A 21,167-nucleotide genomic window follows, 5' to 3' on the forward strand; every position below is an offset into this window, starting at 1 on the left:
GTCCGCGCGCGCTGCTGCGTGCGCGGACCGGGCCTTCGCCGTGGGACCCGGTGGCCCCTCCGGATCAGACCGTCCGCCGCGAAGCGCAACCCGTCGGTCTCGCCGCCTGGTCTCACCCGCGCCGCATCGCGGCGGCCGGGTCGCGGCGGCCCCCGGTTCCCGTACCCTTCGGTGCAGCCCTCCCCGACCCCTGTGACCGGAGGCCCGAGCCGAGCCGTGTGCGCGGCCCGGGCTTCCCCTGTGTGCCCGGGAGGTGCGGCTCAGCCCGTGGCGCCGGCCGTGCGGCGCTCGCCCGGGACGTGGCGGCGGCTAGGCTCAGAGGACGATCTGGTCGGCGTCCGCGTGGAGGGTGGCGATCGCGGCGCGGCAGGCGCCGACGAAGTCCCAGTACTTCTGCGTGGTGCTGCCGGCGCGGCCGGCCCGGGTGTTGACGGAGTACATGGCGGCGCGCAGTTCGGTCGTGAGCTCCAGCTGACCGCCCTTGCCCAGCATGGTGAGGTTGCACGGGTTCCGGGGGTTCACCCCGGCCAGGTCCGGCAGTTCGTCGCCGTCCCGCCAGGCGATGCCCACCGCGCCGAACTCGGTCTTGAGCAGCGTCTTGAACCGCTCGTTGAGCCCGCCGACGACCACGGCCTGCGGGTCGGAGGTCCCCGCCTGCGCGGACGTGCAGCCGTGCAGGCTGAGCACGTTCAGACTGGAGCGGACCATCGACTGGCATACGTGGTCGTCGTTGTTCTTGGCGGTGACGTGCAGTTCCCGGTTGTTGGAGCTGCGCAGGCCCTCGAACATCCAGTAGTCGTGCGCCCCGAGGCCGTCGGCGGCCGGCGCGAGCGTGGCGGGGTGGTAGCCCGCTATGCCGAGACACAGCTCGGAGGTCCCCATCTCGATCCCGCCGCCGTGCATGGCCAGGATCGTGGTGCGGTTGTACGGGTACCGCTCGGTATAGCTGTGGTCGAAGAGCTCGTGCCGCTTGTAGCGGCGGGCGAAGTCCACCCCTTCCTGCCCGGCCAGCCGGGTGTAGAGGTCGGTGTTGGAGCTGTAGGTGTCGAACTCGCCCGTGGCGTGCGCCGGAGCGGCGGTCAGGCCGTCCAGGGCGGGGCCGGCCACGGCGGCCGCGGCGAGAGCGGTCAGGACGGTACGACGACTGGTATAGGTCATTGCGCCATGATCACCGAAACGGGAGGGGCGAGATGCCGCCGGTGGCGTGGCATGCGTCACGCCCGCCGTTCGAGGAACGGTACCGGCAGACCCGGCACGGCGTCCGCCGCGAAGCGCAGCCGCCGGGGCCTGCCGGTACCGGCTGCGGCTCAGCCCGTGGCGCCGGCCGTGCGACGGGGCTTGCGCCTGCCGAGGACGAGGAGGCGGCCCGGCAGTTCCACCCACCGGTAGAGCGCCGCCGAGAGGGCCAGGGTGACGGTGAAGACGACGGCTGCGGCGCCGAGGGCCGGCAGGGTGTCGAAGCGGGGCTGGTGGCCGAACACGAGCGTCCCGGCCTCCAGGACCAGCACGTGCACCATGTAGAACGCGAAGGACCATTCGCCCAGCTTCACCGTGCGGCGGCCCTGCCACATCGTCCTGCGGCCCTCGATGTCGGCGAGCGCTCCCGCCGGGATGAGGAGGGCGAAGCCGAGGACGGTGGTGGACGCGTACGCGTTGAGGAAGAACGGGGTCATGAAGTACCCGAGCAGGGAGAGGGCCGTGGCGGCCTCCAGACCGGGCCCGCGCCAGGCGCCGAGCTGGACCAGCCGTGCCAGGGCGACACCCAGGACGAACTCGGGGACGCGTGCGAGCGGGAAGTTGTAGAGGACGACGCCGAGGTCCAGATGGGCGTTCGCCTGGGGAAGGACCACCACCGTGCCGACGCACACCGCCGCCAGGGCGTACAGCGCGCGCGGGCCGAGCCTGCGCAGCACCGCGTAGAGGGCGGGGAAGCAGGCGTAGAAGAACGCCTCGCAGACGAGCGACCAGCTGACCGGGTTGATGCCGTGCCACCACTCGTCCTTCCAGGCGTTCAGCAGCAGGAAGTTCGCGACCGTCTCCTTGTAGCCGTGCGGCCTGAGCTCGGGCAGCACGGTGAACGCCAGCGCCAGGGCGGCGAGCGTGGTGACCACGTGCACGGGGTAGATCCGGGCGAGGCGGCGCCGCCAGAAGGAGACGGCCCTGTCCCCCGGCCTCGCGGACCAGGCCAGCACGAACCCGGAGAGGATGAAGAAGAAGGTCACCCCGACCGCGCCGGGCCCGAACGCCCAGACCACGAGGTCGAGGTCGTCGCCGCCGAAGTATCTGGCGTTCTTCAGGTGGAAGAGGAACACGACGAGGGCCGCTGCCCACCTCATCCCCGTCAGGGACGGCAGGTGGGCGCCCGGCCGGTGGGCACCTGCCCGTGCAAGTTCCAGGGGCGAAGAGGCTTCTCGCGAAGACACCAGGACCGTGGCACTCAAGGAGACATCCGTTCGGTGGTGGACTGGGGTGGCGTGCGGCCCCTGCACCTCCCCCGCCGCACGGCGGACATCGTATGCCCTGCTGTCATTTGGCCTGAGATGCATGCCTTTCGAGGAACGGCTCCAGCAGTCCCGGCACCGCGTCCGCCGCGAAGCGCAGCCCCTCGGTCTCGTCCGCGTCCGGTATCTCGTACGCCCCGTCACCCGCCGCCGTCGTCGCGGTGAGGGTGAGCAGTCCGGCCCTGCGCTGGAAGTACGTCTGCTTCACCGTCCAGCCGATGACGCCGCCGCGCTGGAGGGCCACCGTGGTCCGCCGCACCGTACCGGAACGCGCCAGCAGGTGGGGGCCGTCGATGCCGTGGCCGAGGTTCCGGTAGGCGTCCAGGGCGAGCAGCACGGCGAGCGGCAGCAGAGCCAGGGCGCTGCCCAGTGCCGCGTACAGGAGCACCGGGAGCTGGAGGAGCGCTCCGGCGGCGACGAGCCCCAGGACCGGCGCCGACGCGGCCGTGAGGGCCCAGCGCAGGCGTCGGCCGCGGGCGGCGCGGGGATGCGGGGTGAGCGGGGCGCGCAGGGCCCCTCCCTCGCCCTTGAGGACGCGTCCGGCGACGGTCTCCGCGGCCGGGCGCGGAGCGGCGGGCAGCAGCGTCTTGTGGCTGTCTCGCTCGTCGTCCTTGCCCTGCACGAGGCCGGTGGCTATCGCGTCCACGCGGGCGGCTCCGCACAGCCGGATGCCGAGCGGTTCGACCAGTGCGACGCCGCGCAGCCTGCGCTCCTCGATGGTGAGGGAGCGGGCGGTGAGCAGTCCGCGCCGCAGTCGCAGTGTGCCTCCCGGTTCCCGTTCCAGGCGGTAGTTCCACCACATCTCCACCCATACGGCGAGCGCGCCTGCGGCGCCCGCGACGAGCGCCGCGGCGGCCAGGGCGGCGACGAACCAGAGGAGCGGGGTGTCGCGGAACACGCCGCCTATCCAGTCGATGACCTCGCCCTGCACGCCGAACCATTCGCTCACCTGCAGCACACCGCCGACCGCTGCCCCACCGAGGAGGGGTGCGACGAATGAGAGGGGGGCGTAGCGGATCCAGGCGGGGTCGAGGACGGCGAGTTCGCCGTCTTCGTGCGGCACGCCGTCGGCGGTCTCCTGGCGGTCGAGGAGTTCGCGGCGCAGACGCTCCCCTTCGGCGCGGGTGACGGGGTCGAGTTCCAGGGTGGACTCGCCGCCCCCCGACTGTTCTCCGGTGCCGATGCGGACCTTGACGAGTCCGAGGAGGCGCAGCAGGAGATGGGCGGTCAGGTCGACGCTGCGGATGCGCTCCCGGGCCAGGGAGCGGCGCTTCACCAACAGGACGCCGGTGTGGAGTGCGGCCCGTTCGGACCCGAGGCGGTAGCGGGTGCGCCACCAGCGTACGAACCCGACGCCCGCCCCGCCGAGGACGGGCAGCAGGAACCACGCCGGCAGCACCAGGAACGCCTGCCCCAGCGGCAGTCTGTCCGTCACCACCGCGGCGACGGGTACGAAGGAGCCGAGGGACAGGCCGCCGCCGAAGAGACCGGAGATCAGGATCACCCTCCAGTCGAGCCGCTGCCATGCGCCCGGGGCCGGCGCGGGGCCCTCCTCCGCGCTCATGTCGCGTCCCCGGGTGTGGACTGCGCGATGCGGGTCAGCCGGCGGGCGAGGTCGGCGGCCACCTCGTGGTCCAGCCCGGCGATGGTGATCGCGCCCTTGGCCGATGCGGTGGTCACCGTGACGGTGGCGAGGCGGAAGACCTGCTCCAGGGGCCCGCGGACGATGTCGACGGTCTGGATGCGGGACATCGGCGCGATGCGCCACTCCTGCCGGAAATAACCCGTACGGACGTACACGGCGTCGTCCGTGACCTCCCACCGGTGGACCTCGTACCACCAGCGGGGGAGGAACGCGGTGCAGGCGAGGCCCGCCGCCGCCACCGCGCCGGCGGCGGCGGCCGCCCAGCCCCTGACGGGCTCGGCGAGCCAGGCCGCCACGGCCAGGGCTGTGCCCAGGACGACCGTGGTCAGCAGCCACTGGGCGCGCCACCAGGCGACGGCCCGCTCGTGGAGCGAGTGGGCGGGCGTCCGCAGTCGCAGCCGCATGTCCTCGTGCACCGTGTCCTCCCCCGTCATGTCCGGTCTACCGCGCCCTCAGCGCCCGGTAGGCGGCGGCGAGTGCGGCGGTGGAACTGTCCAGGTCCTCGCCTCCCACGCCCTGCGTGAGGACGGGCTCGATGCGCTTGGCGAGGACCTTGCCGAGTTCGACGCCCCACTGGTCGAAGGAGTCGATGTTCCAGACGGCGCCCTGGACGAAGACCTTGTGCTCGTACAGCGCGATGAGCTGGCCGAGGACGGACGGCGTCAGCGCGTCCGCGAGGATGGTGGTCGTCGGGTGGTTGCCCCGGAAGGTCTTGTGCGGGACCAGTTCCTCGGCGACGCCCTCGGCCCGCACCTCGTCGGGGGTCTTGCCGAAGGCCAGCGCCTGGGTCTGGGCGAAGAAGTTCGCCATCAGCAGGTCGTGCTGCGCCACCAGGCCGGGCGGCAGGTCGTCGACGGGCTTGGCGAAGCCGATGAAGTCGGCCGGGATGACCTTCGTGCCCTGGTGGATGAGCTGGAAGTAGGCGTGCTGCCCGTTGGTGCCGGGCGTGCCCCATACGACGGGCCCGGTCTGCCACGCGACGGGGTTGCCGTCGCGGTCGACGGACTTGCCGTTGGACTCCATGTCGAGCTGCTGGAGGTACGCGGTGAACTTCGACAGGTAGTGCGAGTAGGGCAGCACCGCGTGCGACTGGGCGTCGAAGAACGCGCCGTACCAGACGCCCAGCAGGCCGAGCAGCAGCGGGGCGTTCTCCTCCGGAGGAGCGGTGCGGAAGTGCTCGTCCATCATCCGGAAGCCGTCGAGCATCTCGCGGAACCGGTCGGGGCCGATGGCGATCATCAGGGACAGGCCGATGGCGGAGTCGTACGAGTAGCGGCCGCCGACCCAGTCCCAGAACGCGAACATGTTGGCCGTGTCGATGCCGAAGTCCTCGACCTTCTCGGCGTTGGTCGACAGGGCCACGAAGTGCTTGGCGACGGCTTCCTGGCCGGCCTTCAGCTCGGCGAGCAGCCAGTCCCGCGCCGAGGTGGCGTTGGTGATGGTCTCGATGGTGGTGAACGTCTTGGACGCGATGATGAAGAGGGTCTCCTCCGCGTCCAGGTCGCGCACGGCCTCGTGCAGGTCGGCGCCGTCCACGTTGGAGACGAAACGGAACGTCAGGTCCCGCCGGGTGTAGGGCCGCAGGACCTCGTAGGCCATGGCCGGGCCCAGGTCGGAGCCGCCGATGCCGACGTTGACGACGTTCTTGATGGGCTTGCCGGTGTGGCCGGTCCATGCGCCGGACCGCACCCGCTCGGAGAAGGCGCTCATCTGGTCGAGGACGGCGTGCACGTCCGGCACCACGTTGCGGCCGTCGACCTCGATGACGGCCTCGCGCGGGGCGCGCAGCGCGGTGTGGAGGACGGCGCGCCCCTCCGTGTTGTTGATCTTCTCGCCGCGGAACATGGCGTCCCTGAGCTCGGCGACGCCGGTGGCCGCGGCGAGGTCGCGCAGCAGCGCGAGGGTCTCGCCGGTGACGAGGTGCTTGGAGTAGTCGAGGTGGAGGTCGCCGACGCGCAGGGTGTGCGTGGTGCCCCGCTGCGGGTCGCCGGCGAACAACTCGCGCAGATGCGTGCTGCCGAACTGCTCCCGGTGCTTCCCGAGCGCACTCCACTCGGGCAACTGGTTGAGCCGCCGGCCGCTGGTGCGTTCCGCCATCATCTTGGACATCAGCCCACTTCTTCTTCGTACCTGCCTGATTGCCCCGCTGCCCCTCCAACCTAATTGATCGGGAGGACTGCGACGGACTTGTCCACAGGTCCCTTGTCCACAGGGCTGGGCACGCGGCCGGACAGCGAAGGGCCCCGCCCGCCGGAACGCTCGTTCCGGCGGGCGGGGCCCTTGTCACGCGGTGCGGTGCGTCGTCTCAGATCTCGCCGCGGAGTTTGGCGAGCGCCTCGGCCAGGATCGCCTCGCCGTCCGCGTCGCTGCGGCGCTCCCGCACGTAGGCGAGGTGCGTCTTGTACGGTTCGGTGCGCGGCGGGTCCGGCGGGTTGTCGCGGTCCTGGCCGGCAGGGAACCCGCAGCGCGGGCAGTCCCACGTGTCGGGGACCTGCGCGTCGCTCGCGAAGCTCGGCTGAGTCTCGTGCCCGTTGGAGCACCAGAAGGAAACGCGGAGCCGGGGCGCGGACTCGCCGCGCTCGGCCTCTCCCATCGGCCCCGCTCCCACCCGGCTGCCCCGGATAGCGTTGCCACTTGCCACGGTCGTCACTCCCTGCGTGTGGTGCTCAAGGATGCCCCAGTCTACGGAAGGCCCAACGCGCGTCCAGTGGAGGGAGTTACCCCTTCGCCACGGGACGCGGACAGTGGACGCGGGGCCGGGAGGTCCCGGCTACGCCTCCAACTTGATGAGGAGGCCGACGACGACGATGCAGGCGACCCAGAGCAGGCCGACGACCACGGTGATGCGGTCGAGGTTGCGCTCGGCGACCGAGGAGCCGCCCACGGAGGACTGCATGCCGCCACCGAACATGTCGGAGAGACCGCCGCCCTTCCCCTTGTGCATCAGCACCAGCAGCATCAGCAGCAGGCTGAACACGATCAGGGCGATCGAGAACCCCATAATCACGGCTGGACCCTACTTCCTGGCAATTCTCTCGGACTGGATGGACGACGGGGGCCCGGGCGCACTGCCCGGACCCCCGCAAGGGTACGACGGATCGGCCTTACCGCATACTCACTGGTCGCGGAAGCGGACGATCTTGACGAACTCCTCGGTGTCCAGCGAGGCACCGCCGACCAGGGCGCCGTCCACGTCCGGCTGCGACATGATCGCGGCGATGTTGCCGGCCTTGACGGAGCCGCCGTACTGGATCCGGACCTGGTCGGCGAGGTCCTGCGAGTACAGCTCGGCGAGGCGGCCGCGGATCGCTCCGCACACCTCCTGGGCGTCCTCGGGGGTGGCGACCTCGCCGGTGCCGATGGCCCAGACCGGCTCGTACGCGATCACGATGGACGCGGCCTGCTCGGCGGGGACGCTCTTGAGCGCGCCGTCGAGCTGGGCCAGGGTGTAGGCGACCTGGTCGCCGGCCTTGCGGACGTCGAGGCCCTCGCCGACGCACAGGATCGGGGTCAGGCCGTGCTTGTAGGCGGCCTTCACCTTCTCGTTGCAGGTGGTGTCGGTCTCGCCGTGGTACTGGCGGCGCTCGGAGTGGCCGACGGCGACGTACGCGCAGGACAGCTTGGCGAGCATGGCGCCGGAGATCTCGCCGGTGTAGGCGCCGGAGTCGTGCGCCGACAGGTCCTGGGCACCGTACTTGATCTTCAGCTTGTCGCCGTCGACGAGGGTCTGGACGGAGCGCAGGTCGGTGAACGGCACCAGGACCGCCACCTCCGTGTCCGCGTAGTCCTTGTCGGTGAGGGCGAAGGCGAGCTTCTGGACGTGTGCGATGGCCTCAAGGTGGTTGAGGTTCATCTTCCAGTTGCCCGCCATCAGCGGGGTGCGGGTGGTCACGGTGTTCAGTCCTCCAGTGCGGCGAGGCCGGGAAGCGTCTTGCCTTCGAGGTACTCGAGGCTGGCGCCGCCGCCGGTCGAGATGTGGCCGAATGCGTTCTCGTCGAAGCCCAGGGTACGGACGGCGGCGGCGGAGTCCCCACCGCCGACGACGCTGAAGGCCGGGGAGTCGACGAGCGCCTGGGCGACGGCCTTGGTGCCCTCGGCGTAGTCGGGGTGCTCGAAGACGCCCATGGGCCCGTTCCAGAAGACGGTGCCGGCGTCGGCGAGCTTCGCGGCGTAGAGCTCGCGGGTCCGGGGGCCGATGTCCAGGCCCTCCTGGTCGGCGGGGATGGCGTCCGCGGCGACCGTGTCCGGGTTGGCCGGAGCCTTGGTCTTCAGGTCCGGGAACTCGGTGGCGACCAGCACGTCGACGGGGAGGACGAACTCCACGCCGCGCTTCTCGGCCTCCGCCAGGTAGTCGCGGCAGGTGGGGACCTGGTCCTCCTGCAGCAGCGAGATGCCGACCTCGTGGCCCTTCGCCATGAGGAAGGTGTACGCCATGCCGCCGCCGATGAGGATACGGTCGGCCTTCTTCAGCAGGTTGTCGATGACGCCCAGCTTGTCGGAGACCTTGGCGCCGCCTAGCACGACCACGTAGGGCCGCTTGACGTCCTCGGTGAGCTTCTTGAGGACACCGACCTCGGAGGCGATGAGGTAGCCGGCGTAGGACGGCATGAGGCGCGGCAGCTCGTACACGGAGGCGTGCTGGCGGTGGACGGCGCCGAAGCCGTCGCCGACGTACACGTCCGCGAGGGCCTCCAGCCGGGTGGCCAGTTCGGCGCGGGCGGCCGGGTCCTTCGAGGTCTCGCCGGGGTGGAAGCGGAGGTTCTCGATGACCGCGACCTGGCCGGCCTCCAGGCCGTTCACGGCGGCGTGGGCCTCGCTGCCGATGGTGTCGGCGGCGAATGCCACGGACCGTCCGAGCAGCTCGGCGAGGCGCGCGGCGACCGGGCGGAGGGAGAACGCCGGGTCGGGCTCGCCCTTGGGGCGCCCGAGGTGCGAGGCCACGACGACCTTGGCACCGGCCGCGGTGAGAGCCTGAAGGGTCGGCAGGACGGCCCGGATCCGGCCGTCGTCGGTGATCGTGCCGCCGTCGAGCGGCACGTTGAGGTCGGCGCGGACGAAGACCCGCTTGCCCTGGACGCCCTGGGCGAGAAGTTCGTCGATCGTCTTCATCGGTTTCGTGCTCCTTGGGAGGGACGGGGGCCGGCGGGTCGGGGCAAGCGACAGGGCCCGCGCAGCGCTGCCGTGCGCTGCCCGAGCCCTGTGCTCACATCGAGGTGCCAGCCCTGCTGCTGATCGTAGTGGTGCTTCCGATCAGAGCTGGTTGCCGACGAAGACGGTCAGGTCGACGAGGCGGTTGGAGTAGCCCCACTCGTTGTCGTACCAGCCGACGATCTTGACCTGCTTGCCCTGCGCCATCGTCAGCGACGAGTCGAAGGTGCAGGAGGCCGGCCAGTTGACGATGTCGGAGGAGACGATCGGGTCGGCGGTGTAGTCGACGATGCCCTTCAGCTCGCCCTCGGCGGCCTTCTGGAAGGCGCTGTTGATCTCGTCCTTGGTGACCTCGCGGTCCAGCTCGACGACGAGGTCGGTGACCGAGCCGGTCGGCACCGGGACGCGCATGGCGATGCCGTCCAGCTTGCCCTTGAGCTGCGGGAGGACCAGCGCGGTGGCCTTGGCGGCACCCGTGGAGGTCGGGATGATGTTCTCCGCGGCGGCGCGGGCGCGGCGCAGGTCCTTGTGCGGGAAGTCCAGGATGCGCTGGTCGTTGGTGTAGGCGTGGACCGTCGTCATGAGGCCCTTGACGATGCCGAAGTTCTCGTCGAGGACCTTGGCCATCGGCGCCACGCAGTTGGTGGTGCAGGAGGCGTTGGAGATGACGTGGTGGTTGGCCGGGTCGTACGAGTCCTGGTTGACACCCATGACGATGGTGACGTCCTCGTTCTTGGCCGGGGCCGAGATGAGGACCTTCTTCGCGCCGCCCGCGAGGTGCTTCGCGGCGTCGTCGCGGTTGGTGAAGATGCCGGTGGACTCGACGACGACGTCGACGCCGAGCTCACCCCACGGGATGTCGGCCGGGTTGCGCTCGGACAGCACCTTGATGGTGTGGCCGTCGACGGTGATGGTGTCGGCGGTGTGGGAGACGTCCGCCTTCAGGCGGCCGAGGATGGAGTCGTACTTCAGCAGGTGGGCCGTGGTCGCGGTGTCACCCAGGTCGTTGACAGCCACGATCTCGATGTCCGCACCCTGCTCCAGCAGCGCGCGGAAGTAGTTGCGACCGATGCGGCCGAAGCCGTTGATTCCTACGCGGATCGTCACGAACCGATCTCCTCGTTGGTACGCCGGGTTTCGACGCCGGCGAGCTGTATGGGATGTCCCCGACCGGTTATGACCCTACCTCCCTTGGCCCCCCGGAGTGACATCGAGCGCACGCGTACGACCACTCCCGCGCAACTTACTGACGGGTAGCACGGTGATGACTGCACGACTGTGCCAGGGGAGCGTCAAATGTGCATATGACGGCCCGCCGGACCGCCCCCGGCAGCAGCACGGGGACGGCGTGAACGGCGGCAACGGGGAGGCGGCAGCCGGGACCGGAGCCCGCGCGGCCCGCGGTGGCCGAGCGGCGACGCGCCCGGCCGGGCGGAGCGGGTCGGCCCGGCCGGTCGACCGCAAGGGCCTCGCGGCGACCGGTGCGGACCGGAGGAGCGGGCGGCGCGCCGGGACGGTACGGGGCAGCACGCCCCGGAGCGGGCCCGCGCAGTGCGGCCCGGGCCGGGGACGCACAGCGGGGGGGCGCTTGGGTACGAGGTGGGCAGTCCGGACGGCGTGCCCCGGTCCGGGGCCGCGGAGCCCGTGGCCTGCGCCGCCCGGTTCGGGCGCGACACCTCGGTGAACGGGCGTCCGCGACACGCCTGCGCACCGGCCCGGGCCTCCTGAGGGCCGCGACGAGGGGTGGGTGCGTCGGGTACGGCGACCGCACTGCGCCGCGGGCGGGCTCGCCGTGCCCGCGCCCCGGCACATCGACCACCGCGTCACGCCCCGGCGCCACCACAGGGCGGCGCGACGCCATCCGGGACGCGGCCGTGGACGCCCTGTGCGGAGGCCCACGCCGTGCGGCCGCGGCGCGGCGGCGCAGGGGTGGCCGGCGGCTGCGCGCGGGCCGTGGGCGGCCGGCAGCGTGCCCGGTGCACCGCCGCCCGGCTGGGCCCGGCGCGCGGGAGTGCGCCACGGCCGCCGCGGGAGGGGCAAGGGTCAGCTGACGAGGCCGTCCGCCATCTCCTCGGTCAGGTTCGACTCCGTGCCGGGGATGCCGAGGTCGGCCGCGCGCTTGTCCGCCATCGCGAGGAGGCGGCGGATCCGCCCGGCCACCGCGTCCTTCGTCAGCGGCGGGTCCGCGAGCGCCCCCAGCTCCTCCAGGGACGCCTGCTTGTGCTCCATGCGCAGTCGCCCGGCGGCGGCGAGGTGCTCGGGCACGTCCTCGCCGAGGATCTCCAGCGCGCGGGCGACGCGGGCACCGGCCGCGACGGCGGCACGGGCCGAGCGACGCAGGTTCGCGTCGTCGAAGTTGGCCAGCCGGTTGGCGGTGGCGCGCACCTCCCGGCGCATCCGCCGCTCCTCCCACGCCAGCACCGACTCGTGCGCACCCAGCCGGGTCAGGAGGGCACCGATCGCGTCGCCGTCCCGGACGACGACCCGGTCCACACCCCGCACCTCGCGGGCCTTCGCCGCGATGGAGAGGCGGCGTGCGGCGCCGACCAGCGCGAGCGCGGCCTCCGGTCCCGGGCAGGTGACCTCAAGGGACGAGGAGCGACCCGGCTCCGTCAGCGAGCCGTGCGCGAGGAAGGCCCCGCGCCAGGCGGCCTCGGCATCGCAGGTGGCGCCGGACACCACCTGCGGCGGCAGGCCACGGATGGGACGGCCGCGCCCGTCGACGAGCCCCGTCTGGCGGGCGAGCTGGTCACCGCCCGCGACCACGCGCACCACGAACCGGGAACCGCGCCGCAGGCCGCCCGGGGCCATCACGATGAGCTCCGAGCCGTGCCCGAAGATCTCCGCGATGTCCCGCTTCAGCCGGCGCGCCGCCATCGCGGTGTCCAGCTCGGCCTCGATCACGATGCGCCCGCTGACCAGGTGCAGGCCCCCGGCGAACCGCAGAATCGACGAGACCTCCGCCTTTCTGCAGCACGTGCGGGTGACGGGAAGCCGGGAGATCTCGTCTTTCACCGCTGCCGTCATCGCCATGGGCCGATCCTTCCATGCATCCGAAAAATACGGTCGTACGCGGCGGCCAGCAGCTCCGGGTCGTGCCTGGGCAATCCGTCCTCCCTGGCCACCGGCGCCAGCTCGACCGCGGCTCCGAGCCTTTCGGCGGCCTCGGACAACGACCCGCGGTCGGGCACGGCGGCCTCGTCGGCCAGCACCACGTCCAGCGAGAGTTTAGGGGCGTGTCGGGCCAAAACCTCCAAATGACGCTGCGGGGAGAAGCCCGCGGTTTCCCCGGGCTGCGGCGCGAGGTTCAGGGAGAGGACCCGGCGGGCCTTGGTCTCGGTCAGCGCGTCGAGCAGTTCCGGCACCAGCAGGTGCGGGATGACCGAGGAGAACCAGGAGCCCGGGCCGAGCACCACCCAGTCGGCGTCCAGCACAGCGTCCACGGCCTCCGGGACGGCCGGGGGATCGTTCGGCACCAGGTGGACGGACTGCACTTCGCCGGGGGTGAGCGCCACGGTGGCCTGGCCCCGCACGAGGTCCACGTCCCGCGGCCGTTCCGGGTCGTGGCCCCGGACCAGGGCCTGGAGCTCCAGGGGCACCGCGGACATCGGCAGCACCCGCCCGTGCGCCCCCAGCAGCTTTCCGACGAGGTCGAGGGCCTGCACGGGGTCGCCGAGCTGCTCCCACAGCGCGACGATCAGCACGTTGCCGACGGCGTGCTCGTGCAGGTCCCCCTTGGACTGGAAGCGGTGCTGGATGACCCGGGCCCACGTCTGGCCCCAGTCGTCGTCACCGCACAGCGCGGCGAGGGCCTTCCGCAGGTCGCCGGGCGGCAGCACGCCGAGCTCCTCCCGGAGCCGGCCGCTGGAGCCGCCGTCGTCGGCGACCGTGACGACCGCGGTCAGGTCGCCGGTGATGCGGCGCAGCGCGGCCAGGGACGCGGACAGGCCCATGCCGCCGCCCAGGGCGACGACTTTGGGCTGGGTGCCGCGTCGGCGGAGCGTACGGGCGGACAGGGTGCTCGTACGCCGTCGGTACGGGCGCCTCACTCGCGCCCCATGTCCCGGTGGACGACCACGGTCTCCACGCCCTCCGAGGCGAGGCGGGCGGCGAGCTTCTCGGACATGGCGACCGAGCGGTGCTTGCCGCCGGTGCAGCCGACGGCGATGGTCACGTAGCGCTTGCCCTCGCGGCGGTAGCCCGCGGCGACCAGTTCGAGCAGTTCGGTGTAGCGGTCGAGGAAGTCCTTGGCGCCGGGCTGGTTGAAGACGTACGCGGAGACCTCCTCGTTGAGGCCGGTGAAGGGGCGCAGTTCCGGGACCCAGTGCGGGTTCGGCAGGAACCGGCAGTCGACCACCAGGTCCGCGTCGACGGGCAGCCCGTACTTGTAGCCGAAGGACATGACGGTGGCCCGCAGCTCGGGCTCCTCGTCCCCGGCGAACTGGGCGTCCATCTTGGCGCGCAGCTCGTGCACGTTCAGGCTGGAGGTGTCGATCACCAGGTCGGCGTCGCCGCGCAGCTCGCGCAGCAGGTCGCGTTCGGCGGCGATGCCGTCGACGATGCGGCCGTCCCCCTGGAGCGGGTGGGGGCGGCGCACGGACTCGAAGCGGCGGACGAGGGCCTCGTCGGAGGACTCCAGGAAGGCGATGCGGCGCTTGACGCCCTTGGCGTCGAGCACGGCGAGGGAGTCGCGGAGGTTGTCGAAGAACTGGCGGCCGCGGACGTCGACGACGACGGCGATGCGGGCCACGTTGCCCTGGGACCGGGCGCCGAGCTCGACCATGGTGGGGATGAGGGCGGGCGGCAGGTTGTCGACGACGAACCAGCCGAGGTCCTCCAGACACTTGGCCGCGGTGCTGCGGCCGGCCCCGGACATGCCGGAGATGATCACCAGTTCGGGGATGGCGGGCTCGGCCGCCGCGCCGGTCGCCCCGACCACGCCGTTCGCGCCGGTCGCCCCGGTGGCGCCGTTGGCGGTGGCGTCGGCCGTGGGACCCGTACTGCCCGTAGTCACGTGTGCTGCTCCGTCTTCTCGCTCCGCGCCGCCTGCGGCGGGCGTGGTGCCGTCGGTGTGGTCATTCATGTCCGGATCCCCGTCCACGCGCGGTGTCCCCGTTGTCGTCTTCCATGATCTCTCCTGTCGCCGTGTTGACGGCGGGAGCGGCCGGGGCGGCCTGCGCGAGTGCCGCGGCGACGGCCTCGGCGGTCTTCCGGCCGACACCGGGGACCTCGCAGATCTGCTCGATTGTCGCCTGCCGCAGCCGCTTCACCGAGCCGAAGTGCTTGATCAGGGTCTTCTTCCGGGCCTCGCCCAGACCCGGCACGGCGTCCAGGGGGCCGGTCCTGAGGCGTTTGGTGCGTTTGCTGCGCTGGTAGCGGATCGCGAAGTCGTGGGCCGTGTCGCGGACCCGCTGGAGCAGATAGAGGCCCTCGCTGCTGCGGGGCAGCACGACCGGGTCGTCCTCGTCGGGCAGCCAGACCTCCTCCAGGCGCTTGGCGAGCCCGCACACCGCGACGTCGTCGATGCCCAGCTCGTCCAGGGCCCGGCGGGCGGCGGCGACCTGCGGCTGCCCGCCGTCGACGACGACGAGCTGCGGCGGGTAGGCGAACTTCCTGGGGCGGCCGTCGTCGTCCGGGGCCGCCAAGGCGTCGGCAGGCACCTCGCCGCCCGCGGCGGGCCGCCCGTCCGGCACTTCCCCGTCCGGTACCCCGCCGTCGCGGCCGACCCACTCCCCCGTCCTCTCCTTCTCGGCGAGGTAGCGGCGGAACCGCCGGCCGATCACCTCGTGCATGGACCGGACGTCGTCCTGCCCCTCGAAGCCGCGGATCTGGAACCGCCGGTACTCGCTCTTGCGGGGAAGGCCGTCTTCGAAGACCACCATGGACGCCACGACGTCCTCGCCGTGCAGGTGCGAGATGTCGAAGCACTCGATGCGCAGCGGGGCGGCGTCCAGGCCGAGGGCGTCGGCGATCTCCTCCAGCGCGCGGGAGCGGGTGGTGAGGTCGCTGGCGCGCTTGGTCTTGTGCAGGACGAGGGCGTGTTGCGCGTTGCGGCTCACGGTCTCCATCAGGGCCTTCTTGTCGCCGCGCTGCGGCACCCGCAGGGAGACCTGGGAGCCGCGCCGCTCGCCCAGCCACTGGCTGACGGCGTCCCGGTCGTCGGGGAGGGCCGGCACGAGGACCTCCTTCGGGACGGCGTCGCCCCGCTCCTCGCCGTAGAGCTGCTGCAGGGCGTGCTCCACCAGCCCGGCCGTGTCGACGGCCTCGACCTTGTCGGTGACCCAGCCTCGCTGGCCGCGCACCCGTCCCCCGCGGACGTGGAAGATCTGCACGGCGGCTTCCAGCTCGTCCTCGGCGACGGCGATCAGGTCGGCGTCGGTGGCGTCGGCGAGGACGACCGCGTTCTTCTCCATGGCCCGCTTGAGGGCCTCTATGTCGTCGCGGAGCCGTGCGGCCCTCTCGTACTCCATCTCGTCGGCCGCCGCCATCATGTCCTTCTCCAGGCGGCGGATGTACGTGCCGGTCCGCCCGGCCATGAAGTCGCAGAACTCCTCGGCCAGTTCGCGGTGGTCGTCGGCGCTGATCCGGTCGACGCAGGGAGCGGAGCACTTGCCGATGTACCCGAGGAGGCAGGGGCGGCCGGTGCGGGCGGCGTTCTTGAACACGCCGGACGTGCAGGTGCGGACGGGGAAGACCCGCAGGAGGAGGTCGACGGTCTCGCGGATGGCCCACGCGTGCGCGTACGGCCCGAAGTACCGCGTGCCCTTCTGCTTCTGGCCCCGCATGACCTGCACCCGCGGATACTCCTCGCCCAGGGTGACGGCGAGGTACGGATAGCTCTTGTCGTCGCGGTACTTGACGTTGAAGCGGGGGTCGAACTCCTTGATCCAGGAGTATTCGAGCTGGAGCGCCTCCACTTCGGTGGAGACCACCGTCCACTCCACCGAGGCCGCGGTGGTGACCATCGTGCGGGTGCGGGGGTGCAGTCCCGCCAGGTCCTGGAAGTAGTTGGCGAGCCGCTGCCGCAGCGACTTCGCCTTCCCGACGTAGATCACGCGACGGTGCTCGTCGCGGAACTTGTAGACCCCCGGCGAGTCGGGGATCTGTCCCGGCTTGGGGCGGTAGCTGGAGGGGTCTGCCATGCCTCACACCCTACTGGCGGACTCTGACACGCCCGGGGCCCGAGACGCCCTCCGGCAGCCCGCGGCCGGCCGTCCCGCCCGGGGAGCCGCGGGGCGGCGCCGAGGGGCGCCGCCGAGGGGCCGGCCGCAGACCCGGAGCCGGCGGATCAGGGAGCCGGTCCACGGAAAGGTGAGCCCCGCAGCCCCGCACACGTGCCCGGCCGGCGGCCCGTGGAGGCCGTCAGGCCCGGGGGCCCGCGATGAGCTTCCCGTCCTTGACGGTGACGGGCACCTCGGGCAGCGGCACGGTGGCCGGGCCCTTGAGGGCCCTGCCGGTGGTGACGTCGAAACGGCTGCCGTGGCAGGGGCAGTTGCCCTCGCCCTCTTCGATCTTGTCGAGGACACAGCCGGCGTGGGTGCACTGGGCGCTGAACGCCTTGTACTGCCCCTGGGCCGGGCAGTGCACGAGCAGCCGCTGCTCCCGGTACAGCCTGGTCCCGCCGACCGGCACGTCGTCGGCCGCGCCGAGGTTCACCGGGGCGGTCGGCGTGGGCGTCACGGCGTGGCCGACCTTGGACTCGGTGGAGCACGCGGCTACCCCGGCGCCGGCCGCCCCGGCGAGCGCGGCGCTCTTCAGCACGGTACGGCGGGTGGTGGGGTTGCCGGACATGGGTTGCTCCAGGAGTAGACAGGTGCGCGAACGACGAAGCCGACGATACCGACACACCGGACCCCGCCCGCCCGGGGGTCCCCGGGGCCGCCCGGCGGCCCGGAGCCTGCCCGTCCGACGCCGCGTCCGGGCCGCCTCACCCGGGGCGCCGGACTGGCGCGGAGCCGCCTCGTGGCGCGACCGACCCGCGCCACGAGAGGGACCGCGCCCCGTCCCGTCCGGGACCGCTCCCCACCGCGTACGGGACGGCCGTACGCGGTGTACGGGGCGGCCCTACGCCTTGCGGGCGCGGCTGCGCCGTGCAGGCCCCGCCTTCACGGGCGCGGCGTCGCTGACCCGGTCCCCGAGGATGTCGCGCAGGAACTTCCCGGTGTGGCTCGCCGGCACCCCGGCGACCTGCTCGGGTGTGCCTTCGGCGACCACGAGCCCGCCGCCGCTGCCGCCCTCGGGACCCATGTCGACGATCCAGTCGGCGGTCTTGATGACGTCGAGGTTGTGCTCGATGACGATCACCGTGTTGCCCTTATCGACCAGGTTCGACAGGACCTTGATCAGCTTGGAGATGTCCTCGAAGTGCAGACCCGTCGTCGGCTCGTCCAGGACGTAGACCGTGCGCCCCGTCGACCGCTTCTGGAGTTCGCTGGCGAGCTTCACGCGCTGCGCCTCGCCGCCGGACAGCGTCGGAGCCGACTGGCCCAGCCGGACATATCCCAGGCCGACCTCCGTGAGGGTCTTCAGGTGGCGCGAGATCGTCGGGACCGCCTCGAAGAACCCCAGCGCCTCCTCGATGGGCATGTCCAGCACCTCGGCGATGGACTTGCCCTTGTAGTGCACCTCCAGGGTCTCCCGGTTGTAGCGCGCGCCGTGGCAGACCTCGCACGGCACGTACACGTCCGGCAGGAAGTTCATCTCGATCTTGATCGTGCCGTCGCCCGAGCAGTTCTCGCAGCGGCCGCCCTTGACGTTGAAGGAGAACCGGCCCGGCAGGTAGCCGCGGACCTTGGCCTCCATCGTCTCCGCGAAGAGCTTGCGCACGTGGTCGAAGACGCCGGTGTACGTCGCCGGGTTGGACCGCGGGGTGCGGCCGATCGGCGACTGGTCGACGTGCACGACCTTGTCGACGAGGTCGTCGCCGTCCACGCGTGTGTGCCGCCCCGGCACCGACTTGGCGCCGTTCAGCTCGCGGGCCAGGTGCGTGTACAGGATGTCGTTGACCAGGGTGGACTTGCCGGAGCCCGAGACGCCCGTCACGGCGGTGAGGACGCCCAGCGGGAAGGACACGTCGATGTCCCGGAGGTTGTTCTCCCGCGCGCCGTGGACCGTCAGCTTCCGGGACGGGTCGGCGGGCCTGCGGACGTCCGGCACCGGGATGGACCGCTTGCCCGCGAGGTACTGCCCCGTCATCGAGTCCTTGTTGGCCAGCAGCTGCTTGAGCGGTCCGGAGTGCACGACCTTGCCGCCGTGCTCGCCCGCGCCGGGACCGATGTCGACCACCCAGTCGGCGACCTTGATCGTGTCCTCGTCGTGCTCGACGACGATGAGGGTGTTGCCCATGTCGCGGAGGCGTACGAGGGTCTCGATCAGCCGGTGGTTGTCGCGCTGGTGCAGGCCGATGGACGGCTCGTCCAGCACGTACAGCACACCGACGAGGCCGGAGCCGATCTGGGTGGCGAGCCGGATGCGCTGGGCCTCGCCGCCGGACAGGGTGCCGGCCGCCCGGTTGAGCGACAGGTAGTCCAGGCCGACGTCCACCAGGAACCGCAGCCGCTCGTTGACCTCCTTCAGCACCCGCTCGGCGATCTTCTTGTCGCGGGCGTTCAGCGTGAGCCGCCCGAGGAACTCGGCGCAGTCGCTGATCGACATCGCCGACACCTCGGCGATCGACTTGTCCATGACCGTCACGGCCAGCACGATCGGCTTCAGTCGCGTGCCCTCGCAGGTGGGGCAGGGCACCTCGCGCATGTACCCCTCGAAGCGCTCGCGGCTGGAGTCGCTCTCCGCCTCGCTGTGCCGCCGCTTCACGAAGGACACGGCGCCTTCGAAGGCGGGGGTCGTGTAGGCCCGCTCCCTGCCGTACCGGTTGCGGTAGCGCACCTCGACCTGGGTCCTGTGGCCGTACAGGAGGGCCTTCCTGGCCCGCTGCGGCAGGCCCGCCCACGGGATGTCGGTGCGGAAGCCCAGCGCGTCGGCCAGGCCGCCGATGAGCCTCCCGAAGTACTCCTTGGTGTGCCCGTGCGACCACGGGTGGATGGCACCGTCGTCCAGGGACCGGTCGGGGTCGGGCACGACCAGCTCCGGGTCGACCTCCATGCGCGTGCCGATGCCGGTGCAGTCGGGGCAGGCGCCGAAGGGCGAGTTGAAGGAGAAGGAGCGCGGCTCCAGCTCCTCGAAGGACAGGTCGTCGTACGGGCAGTACAGGTGCTCGGAGTACATCCGCTCACGCTCGGGGTCGTCCTCGGGGAGGTCGACGAAGTCGAGCACGACCATGCCGCCGGACAGGCCGAGCGCGGTCTCGACGGAGTCGGTGAGCCGGCGCTTGGCGCTCTCCTTGACGGTGAGGCGGTCGACGACCACCTCGATGGTGTGCTTCTCCTGCTTCTTCAGCTTCGGCGGCTCGGTCAGCTGGACGGTCTTCCCGTCGACCCGCGCCCTGCTGTAGCCCTTGGTCTGGAGATCGGAGAAGAGGTCGACGAACTCGCCCTTCCGCTCGCGCACGAGCGGGGACAGCACCTGGAAGCGGCTGCCCTCGGGCAGCTCCAGCACCCGGTCGACGATCGCCTGCGGCGACTGGCGCGAGATGGGGCGCCGGCACTCCGGGCAGTGCGGCTTGCCGATGCGCGCGAAGAGCAGCCGCAGGTAGTCGTACACCTCGGTGATCGTGCCGACCGTGGAGCGCGGGTTGCGGGAGGTCGACTTCTGGTCGATCGAGACCGCCGGGGACAGGCCCTCGATGAAGTCGACGTCCGGCTTGTCCATCTGGCCGAGGAACTGCCGGGCGTACGAGGACAGCGATTCGACGTATCTGCGCTGGCCCTCGGCGAAGATCGTGTCGAACGCGAGGGACGACTTGCCGGATCCGGACAGACCGGTGAAGACGATGAGCGAGTCACGCGGGAGGTCGAGCGAGACGTTCTTCAGATTGTGCTCGCGCGCGCCACGGACGATGAGACGGTCGGCCACGCCGGTCCGCACCTTTCTTGAGAGAAGCGGGGGCACAGCCCCCGTCCCTGACTCTTCGAGCCTATGGGGGCCGCCGGATGGATGAATCCCTGACTTTCCAGGATGCCTCCACCGAGCGTATAGCACGTGCATTCGATTTACGGCCGCGCTGCGCCACCTTCACCCGATCGAGTGGCGGCGTTAGGGTCGGCGGCATGATCGACCACGTACGTGACCTGGCCTCGGTACGCGAGGCGACCGAGCGGCTGCTCAGCGCAGCCGCCACACTCGACAACGCGGCCGTCGCCGCCCCGTCACGGCTGCCCGGCTGGACCCGCGGGCACGTCCTCGCCCACCTGGCCCGCAACGCCGACGCCCTGGTGAACGTCCTCCAGGGCCGCCCCATGTACGCCGGCGCGGAGGCGCGCGACGCCGACATCGAGGCGGGCGCCCCCCGCCCCCTTGAGGCGCACCTCGCCGACCTGCGGGAGACGGCGGCCCGGTTCCAGGCGGAGGGAGAGGCACCGGCCGACTGGAGCCGCACGGTGGAGCTCCGCAACGGCGTCACGGACCAGGCGGCCCGCGTCCCCTTCCGCCGCCTCGTGGAGGTGGAGCTGCACCACGTCGACCTCGGCGTCGGCTACGAGCTGGAGGACCTCCCGGGGGACTTCACCGCGCGGGAGATCGACTTCCTGGCGGACCGCTTCACCGGCCACCCCGCGGTGCCCGCCACCGCGCTCACCGCGGACGACGGCAGCACGTGGCGGACGGGGACGGCGGAGGGCGCCGAGACGCCCCGGGTCACCGTCACCGGCACCTCCGCCGACCTCCTCGGCTGGCTGGCCGGGCGCCGCGACGGCACCGCCCTGAAGGCCTCCGGGGGCACCCTGCCGAAGCTGCCCCCGCTGTGAGGCCCCGGCGAT

Annotated in this window: 17 protein-coding genes; 1 reads left to right on the plus strand and 16 read right to left on the minus strand. The window is 71.8% G+C overall.

All coding sequences use genetic code 11. From position 1 onward, the window contains the following. Positions 1 to 315: 315 nt before the first annotated feature. The 16 genes from BJP40_RS18285 to uvrA form a co-directional block, all read right to left on the minus strand. Positions 316 to 1,158 carry a poly-gamma-glutamate hydrolase family protein gene (locus BJP40_RS18285; RefSeq protein WP_071281270.1) on the minus strand — a complete coding sequence of 281 codons (843 nt, stop codon included), beginning with the start codon at positions 1,156 to 1,158 and terminating at the stop codon, positions 316 to 318. A 149-nt stretch (positions 1,159 to 1,307) separates the two neighbouring features. Continuing rightward, a complete protein-coding gene (locus BJP40_RS18290) occupies positions 1,308 to 2,336 on the minus strand; it encodes an acyltransferase (RefSeq protein WP_256220758.1) in 1,029 nt (342 codons plus the stop codon). Between the two features lie 190 nt (positions 2,337 to 2,526). Next, a complete protein-coding gene (locus tag BJP40_RS18295) occupies positions 2,527 to 4,065 on the minus strand; it encodes a PH domain-containing protein (RefSeq protein WP_071281271.1) in 1,539 nt (512 codons plus the stop codon). Beyond that, positions 4,062 to 4,580, minus strand: coding sequence for a PH domain-containing protein (locus tag BJP40_RS18300; RefSeq protein WP_071274699.1), 519 nt, complete (start codon positions 4,578 to 4,580; stop codon positions 4,062 to 4,064). The genes BJP40_RS18295 and BJP40_RS18300 overlap by 4 nt, the downstream gene beginning before the upstream one ends. A 7-nt stretch (positions 4,581 to 4,587) precedes the next feature. After that, positions 4,588 to 6,255, minus strand: a complete 1,668-nt coding sequence (gene pgi / locus BJP40_RS18305; protein ID WP_071281272.1) for a glucose-6-phosphate isomerase — start codon at positions 6,253 to 6,255, stop codon at positions 4,588 to 4,590. A 196-nt stretch (positions 6,256 to 6,451) separates the two neighbouring features. Beyond that, entirely contained in the window at positions 6,452 to 6,787 is a 336-nt protein-coding gene (locus BJP40_RS18310) for an RNA polymerase-binding protein RbpA (RefSeq protein WP_078066843.1), read from the minus strand. A gap of 129 nt (positions 6,788 to 6,916) precedes the next feature. Further along, positions 6,917 to 7,153: a preprotein translocase subunit SecG gene (gene secG / locus BJP40_RS18315; RefSeq protein WP_079169636.1), complete on the minus strand. Its 237-nt coding sequence runs from the start codon at positions 7,151 to 7,153 to the stop codon at positions 6,917 to 6,919. A gap of 108 nt (positions 7,154 to 7,261) precedes the next feature. Beyond that, positions 7,262 to 8,038, minus strand: coding sequence for a triose-phosphate isomerase (gene tpiA, locus BJP40_RS18320; protein ID WP_071281273.1), 777 nt, complete (start codon positions 8,036 to 8,038; stop codon positions 7,262 to 7,264). A gap of 5 nt (positions 8,039 to 8,043) precedes the next feature. Beyond that, the gene (gene pgk, locus BJP40_RS18325) at positions 8,044 to 9,255 is read right to left on the minus strand and encodes a phosphoglycerate kinase (protein WP_071281274.1); all 1,212 of its coding nucleotides are present in this window, start codon (positions 9,253 to 9,255) and stop codon (positions 8,044 to 8,046) included. Positions 9,256 to 9,396: 141 nt separating this feature from the next. Next, the gene (gene gap, locus BJP40_RS18330) at positions 9,397 to 10,401 is read right to left on the minus strand and encodes a type I glyceraldehyde-3-phosphate dehydrogenase (RefSeq protein ID WP_071281275.1); all 1,005 of its coding nucleotides are present in this window, start codon (positions 10,399 to 10,401) and stop codon (positions 9,397 to 9,399) included. 936 nt (positions 10,402 to 11,337) lie between these two features. Continuing rightward, complete coding sequence (gene whiA / locus BJP40_RS18335) at positions 11,338 to 12,327, minus strand: DNA-binding protein WhiA (protein WP_071274682.1); 990 nt, start codon at positions 12,325 to 12,327, stop codon at positions 11,338 to 11,340. Then, entirely contained in the window at positions 12,318 to 13,343 is a 1,026-nt protein-coding gene (yvcK, locus tag BJP40_RS18340) for a uridine diphosphate-N-acetylglucosamine-binding protein YvcK (protein ID WP_071274679.1), read from the minus strand. The genes whiA and yvcK overlap by 10 nt, the downstream gene beginning before the upstream one ends. Beyond that, complete coding sequence (gene rapZ, locus BJP40_RS18345; RefSeq protein WP_079171274.1) at positions 13,340 to 14,377, minus strand: RNase adapter RapZ; 1,038 nt, start codon at positions 14,375 to 14,377, stop codon at positions 13,340 to 13,342. The genes yvcK and rapZ overlap by 4 nt, the downstream gene beginning before the upstream one ends. Next, complete coding sequence (gene uvrC, locus BJP40_RS18350; protein ID WP_071281276.1) at positions 14,370 to 16,436, minus strand: excinuclease ABC subunit UvrC; 2,067 nt, start codon at positions 16,434 to 16,436, stop codon at positions 14,370 to 14,372. Before uvrC ends, rapZ begins: the two co-directional genes overlap by 8 nt. A 220-nt stretch (positions 16,437 to 16,656) precedes the next feature. After that, positions 16,657 to 17,085, minus strand: coding sequence for a Rieske (2Fe-2S) protein (locus tag BJP40_RS18355; RefSeq protein ID WP_071274673.1), 429 nt, complete (start codon positions 17,083 to 17,085; stop codon positions 16,657 to 16,659). Positions 17,086 to 17,358: 273 nt separating this feature from the next. After that, the gene (uvrA, locus tag BJP40_RS18360) at positions 17,359 to 20,265 is read right to left on the minus strand and encodes an excinuclease ABC subunit UvrA (RefSeq protein ID WP_071281277.1); all 2,907 of its coding nucleotides are present in this window, start codon (positions 20,263 to 20,265) and stop codon (positions 17,359 to 17,361) included. Positions 20,266 to 20,459: 194 nt separating this feature from the next. Here uvrA and BJP40_RS18365 point away from each other — a divergent pair, with 194 nt between their 5' ends. After that, positions 20,460 to 21,155 carry a maleylpyruvate isomerase family mycothiol-dependent enzyme gene (locus tag BJP40_RS18365; protein WP_071281278.1) on the plus strand — a complete coding sequence of 232 codons (696 nt, stop codon included), beginning with the start codon at positions 20,460 to 20,462 and terminating at the stop codon, positions 21,153 to 21,155. Positions 21,156 to 21,167: the final 12 nt, after the last annotated feature.

The sequence above is a fragment of the Streptomyces sp. CC53 genome (genome assembly GCF_001865245.1).
Taxonomy (GTDB): Bacteria; Actinomycetota; Actinomycetes; order Streptomycetales; family Streptomycetaceae; genus Streptomyces.

What these genes read in the sequence shown, in the direction of transcription:
- BJP40_RS18285 (WP_071281270.1), bottom strand. Translation starts at nt 1,158, where the DNA reads ATGACCTATACCAGTCGTCGTACCGTCCTGACCGCTCTCGCCGCGGCC.
- BJP40_RS18290 (WP_256220758.1), bottom strand. Translation starts at nt 2,336, where the DNA reads ATGAGGTGGGCAGCGGCCCTCGTCGTGTTCCTCTTCCACCTGAAGAAC.
- BJP40_RS18295 (WP_071281271.1), bottom strand. Translation starts at nt 4,065, where the DNA reads ATGAGCGCGGAGGAGGGCCCCGCGCCGGCCCCGGGCGCATGGCAGCGG.
- BJP40_RS18300 (WP_071274699.1), bottom strand. Translation starts at nt 4,580, where the DNA reads ATGACGGGGGAGGACACGGTGCACGAGGACATGCGGCTGCGACTGCGG.
- pgi (WP_071281272.1), bottom strand. Translation starts at nt 6,255, where the DNA reads ATGTCCAAGATGATGGCGGAACGCACCAGCGGCCGGCGGCTCAACCAG.
- pgk (WP_071281274.1), bottom strand. Translation starts at nt 9,255, where the DNA reads ATGAAGACGATCGACGAACTTCTCGCCCAGGGCGTCCAGGGCAAGCGG.
- whiA (WP_071274682.1), bottom strand. Translation starts at nt 12,327, where the DNA reads ATGGCGATGACGGCAGCGGTGAAAGACGAGATCTCCCGGCTTCCCGTC.
- rapZ (WP_079171274.1), bottom strand. Translation starts at nt 14,377, where the DNA reads ATGAATGACCACACCGACGGCACCACGCCCGCCGCAGGCGGCGCGGAG.
- uvrC (WP_071281276.1), bottom strand. Translation starts at nt 16,436, where the DNA reads ATGGCAGACCCCTCCAGCTACCGCCCCAAGCCGGGACAGATCCCCGAC.
- BJP40_RS18355 (WP_071274673.1), bottom strand. Translation starts at nt 17,085, where the DNA reads ATGTCCGGCAACCCCACCACCCGCCGTACCGTGCTGAAGAGCGCCGCG.
- BJP40_RS18365 (WP_071281278.1), top strand. Translation starts at nt 20,460, where the DNA reads ATGATCGACCACGTACGTGACCTGGCCTCGGTACGCGAGGCGACCGAG.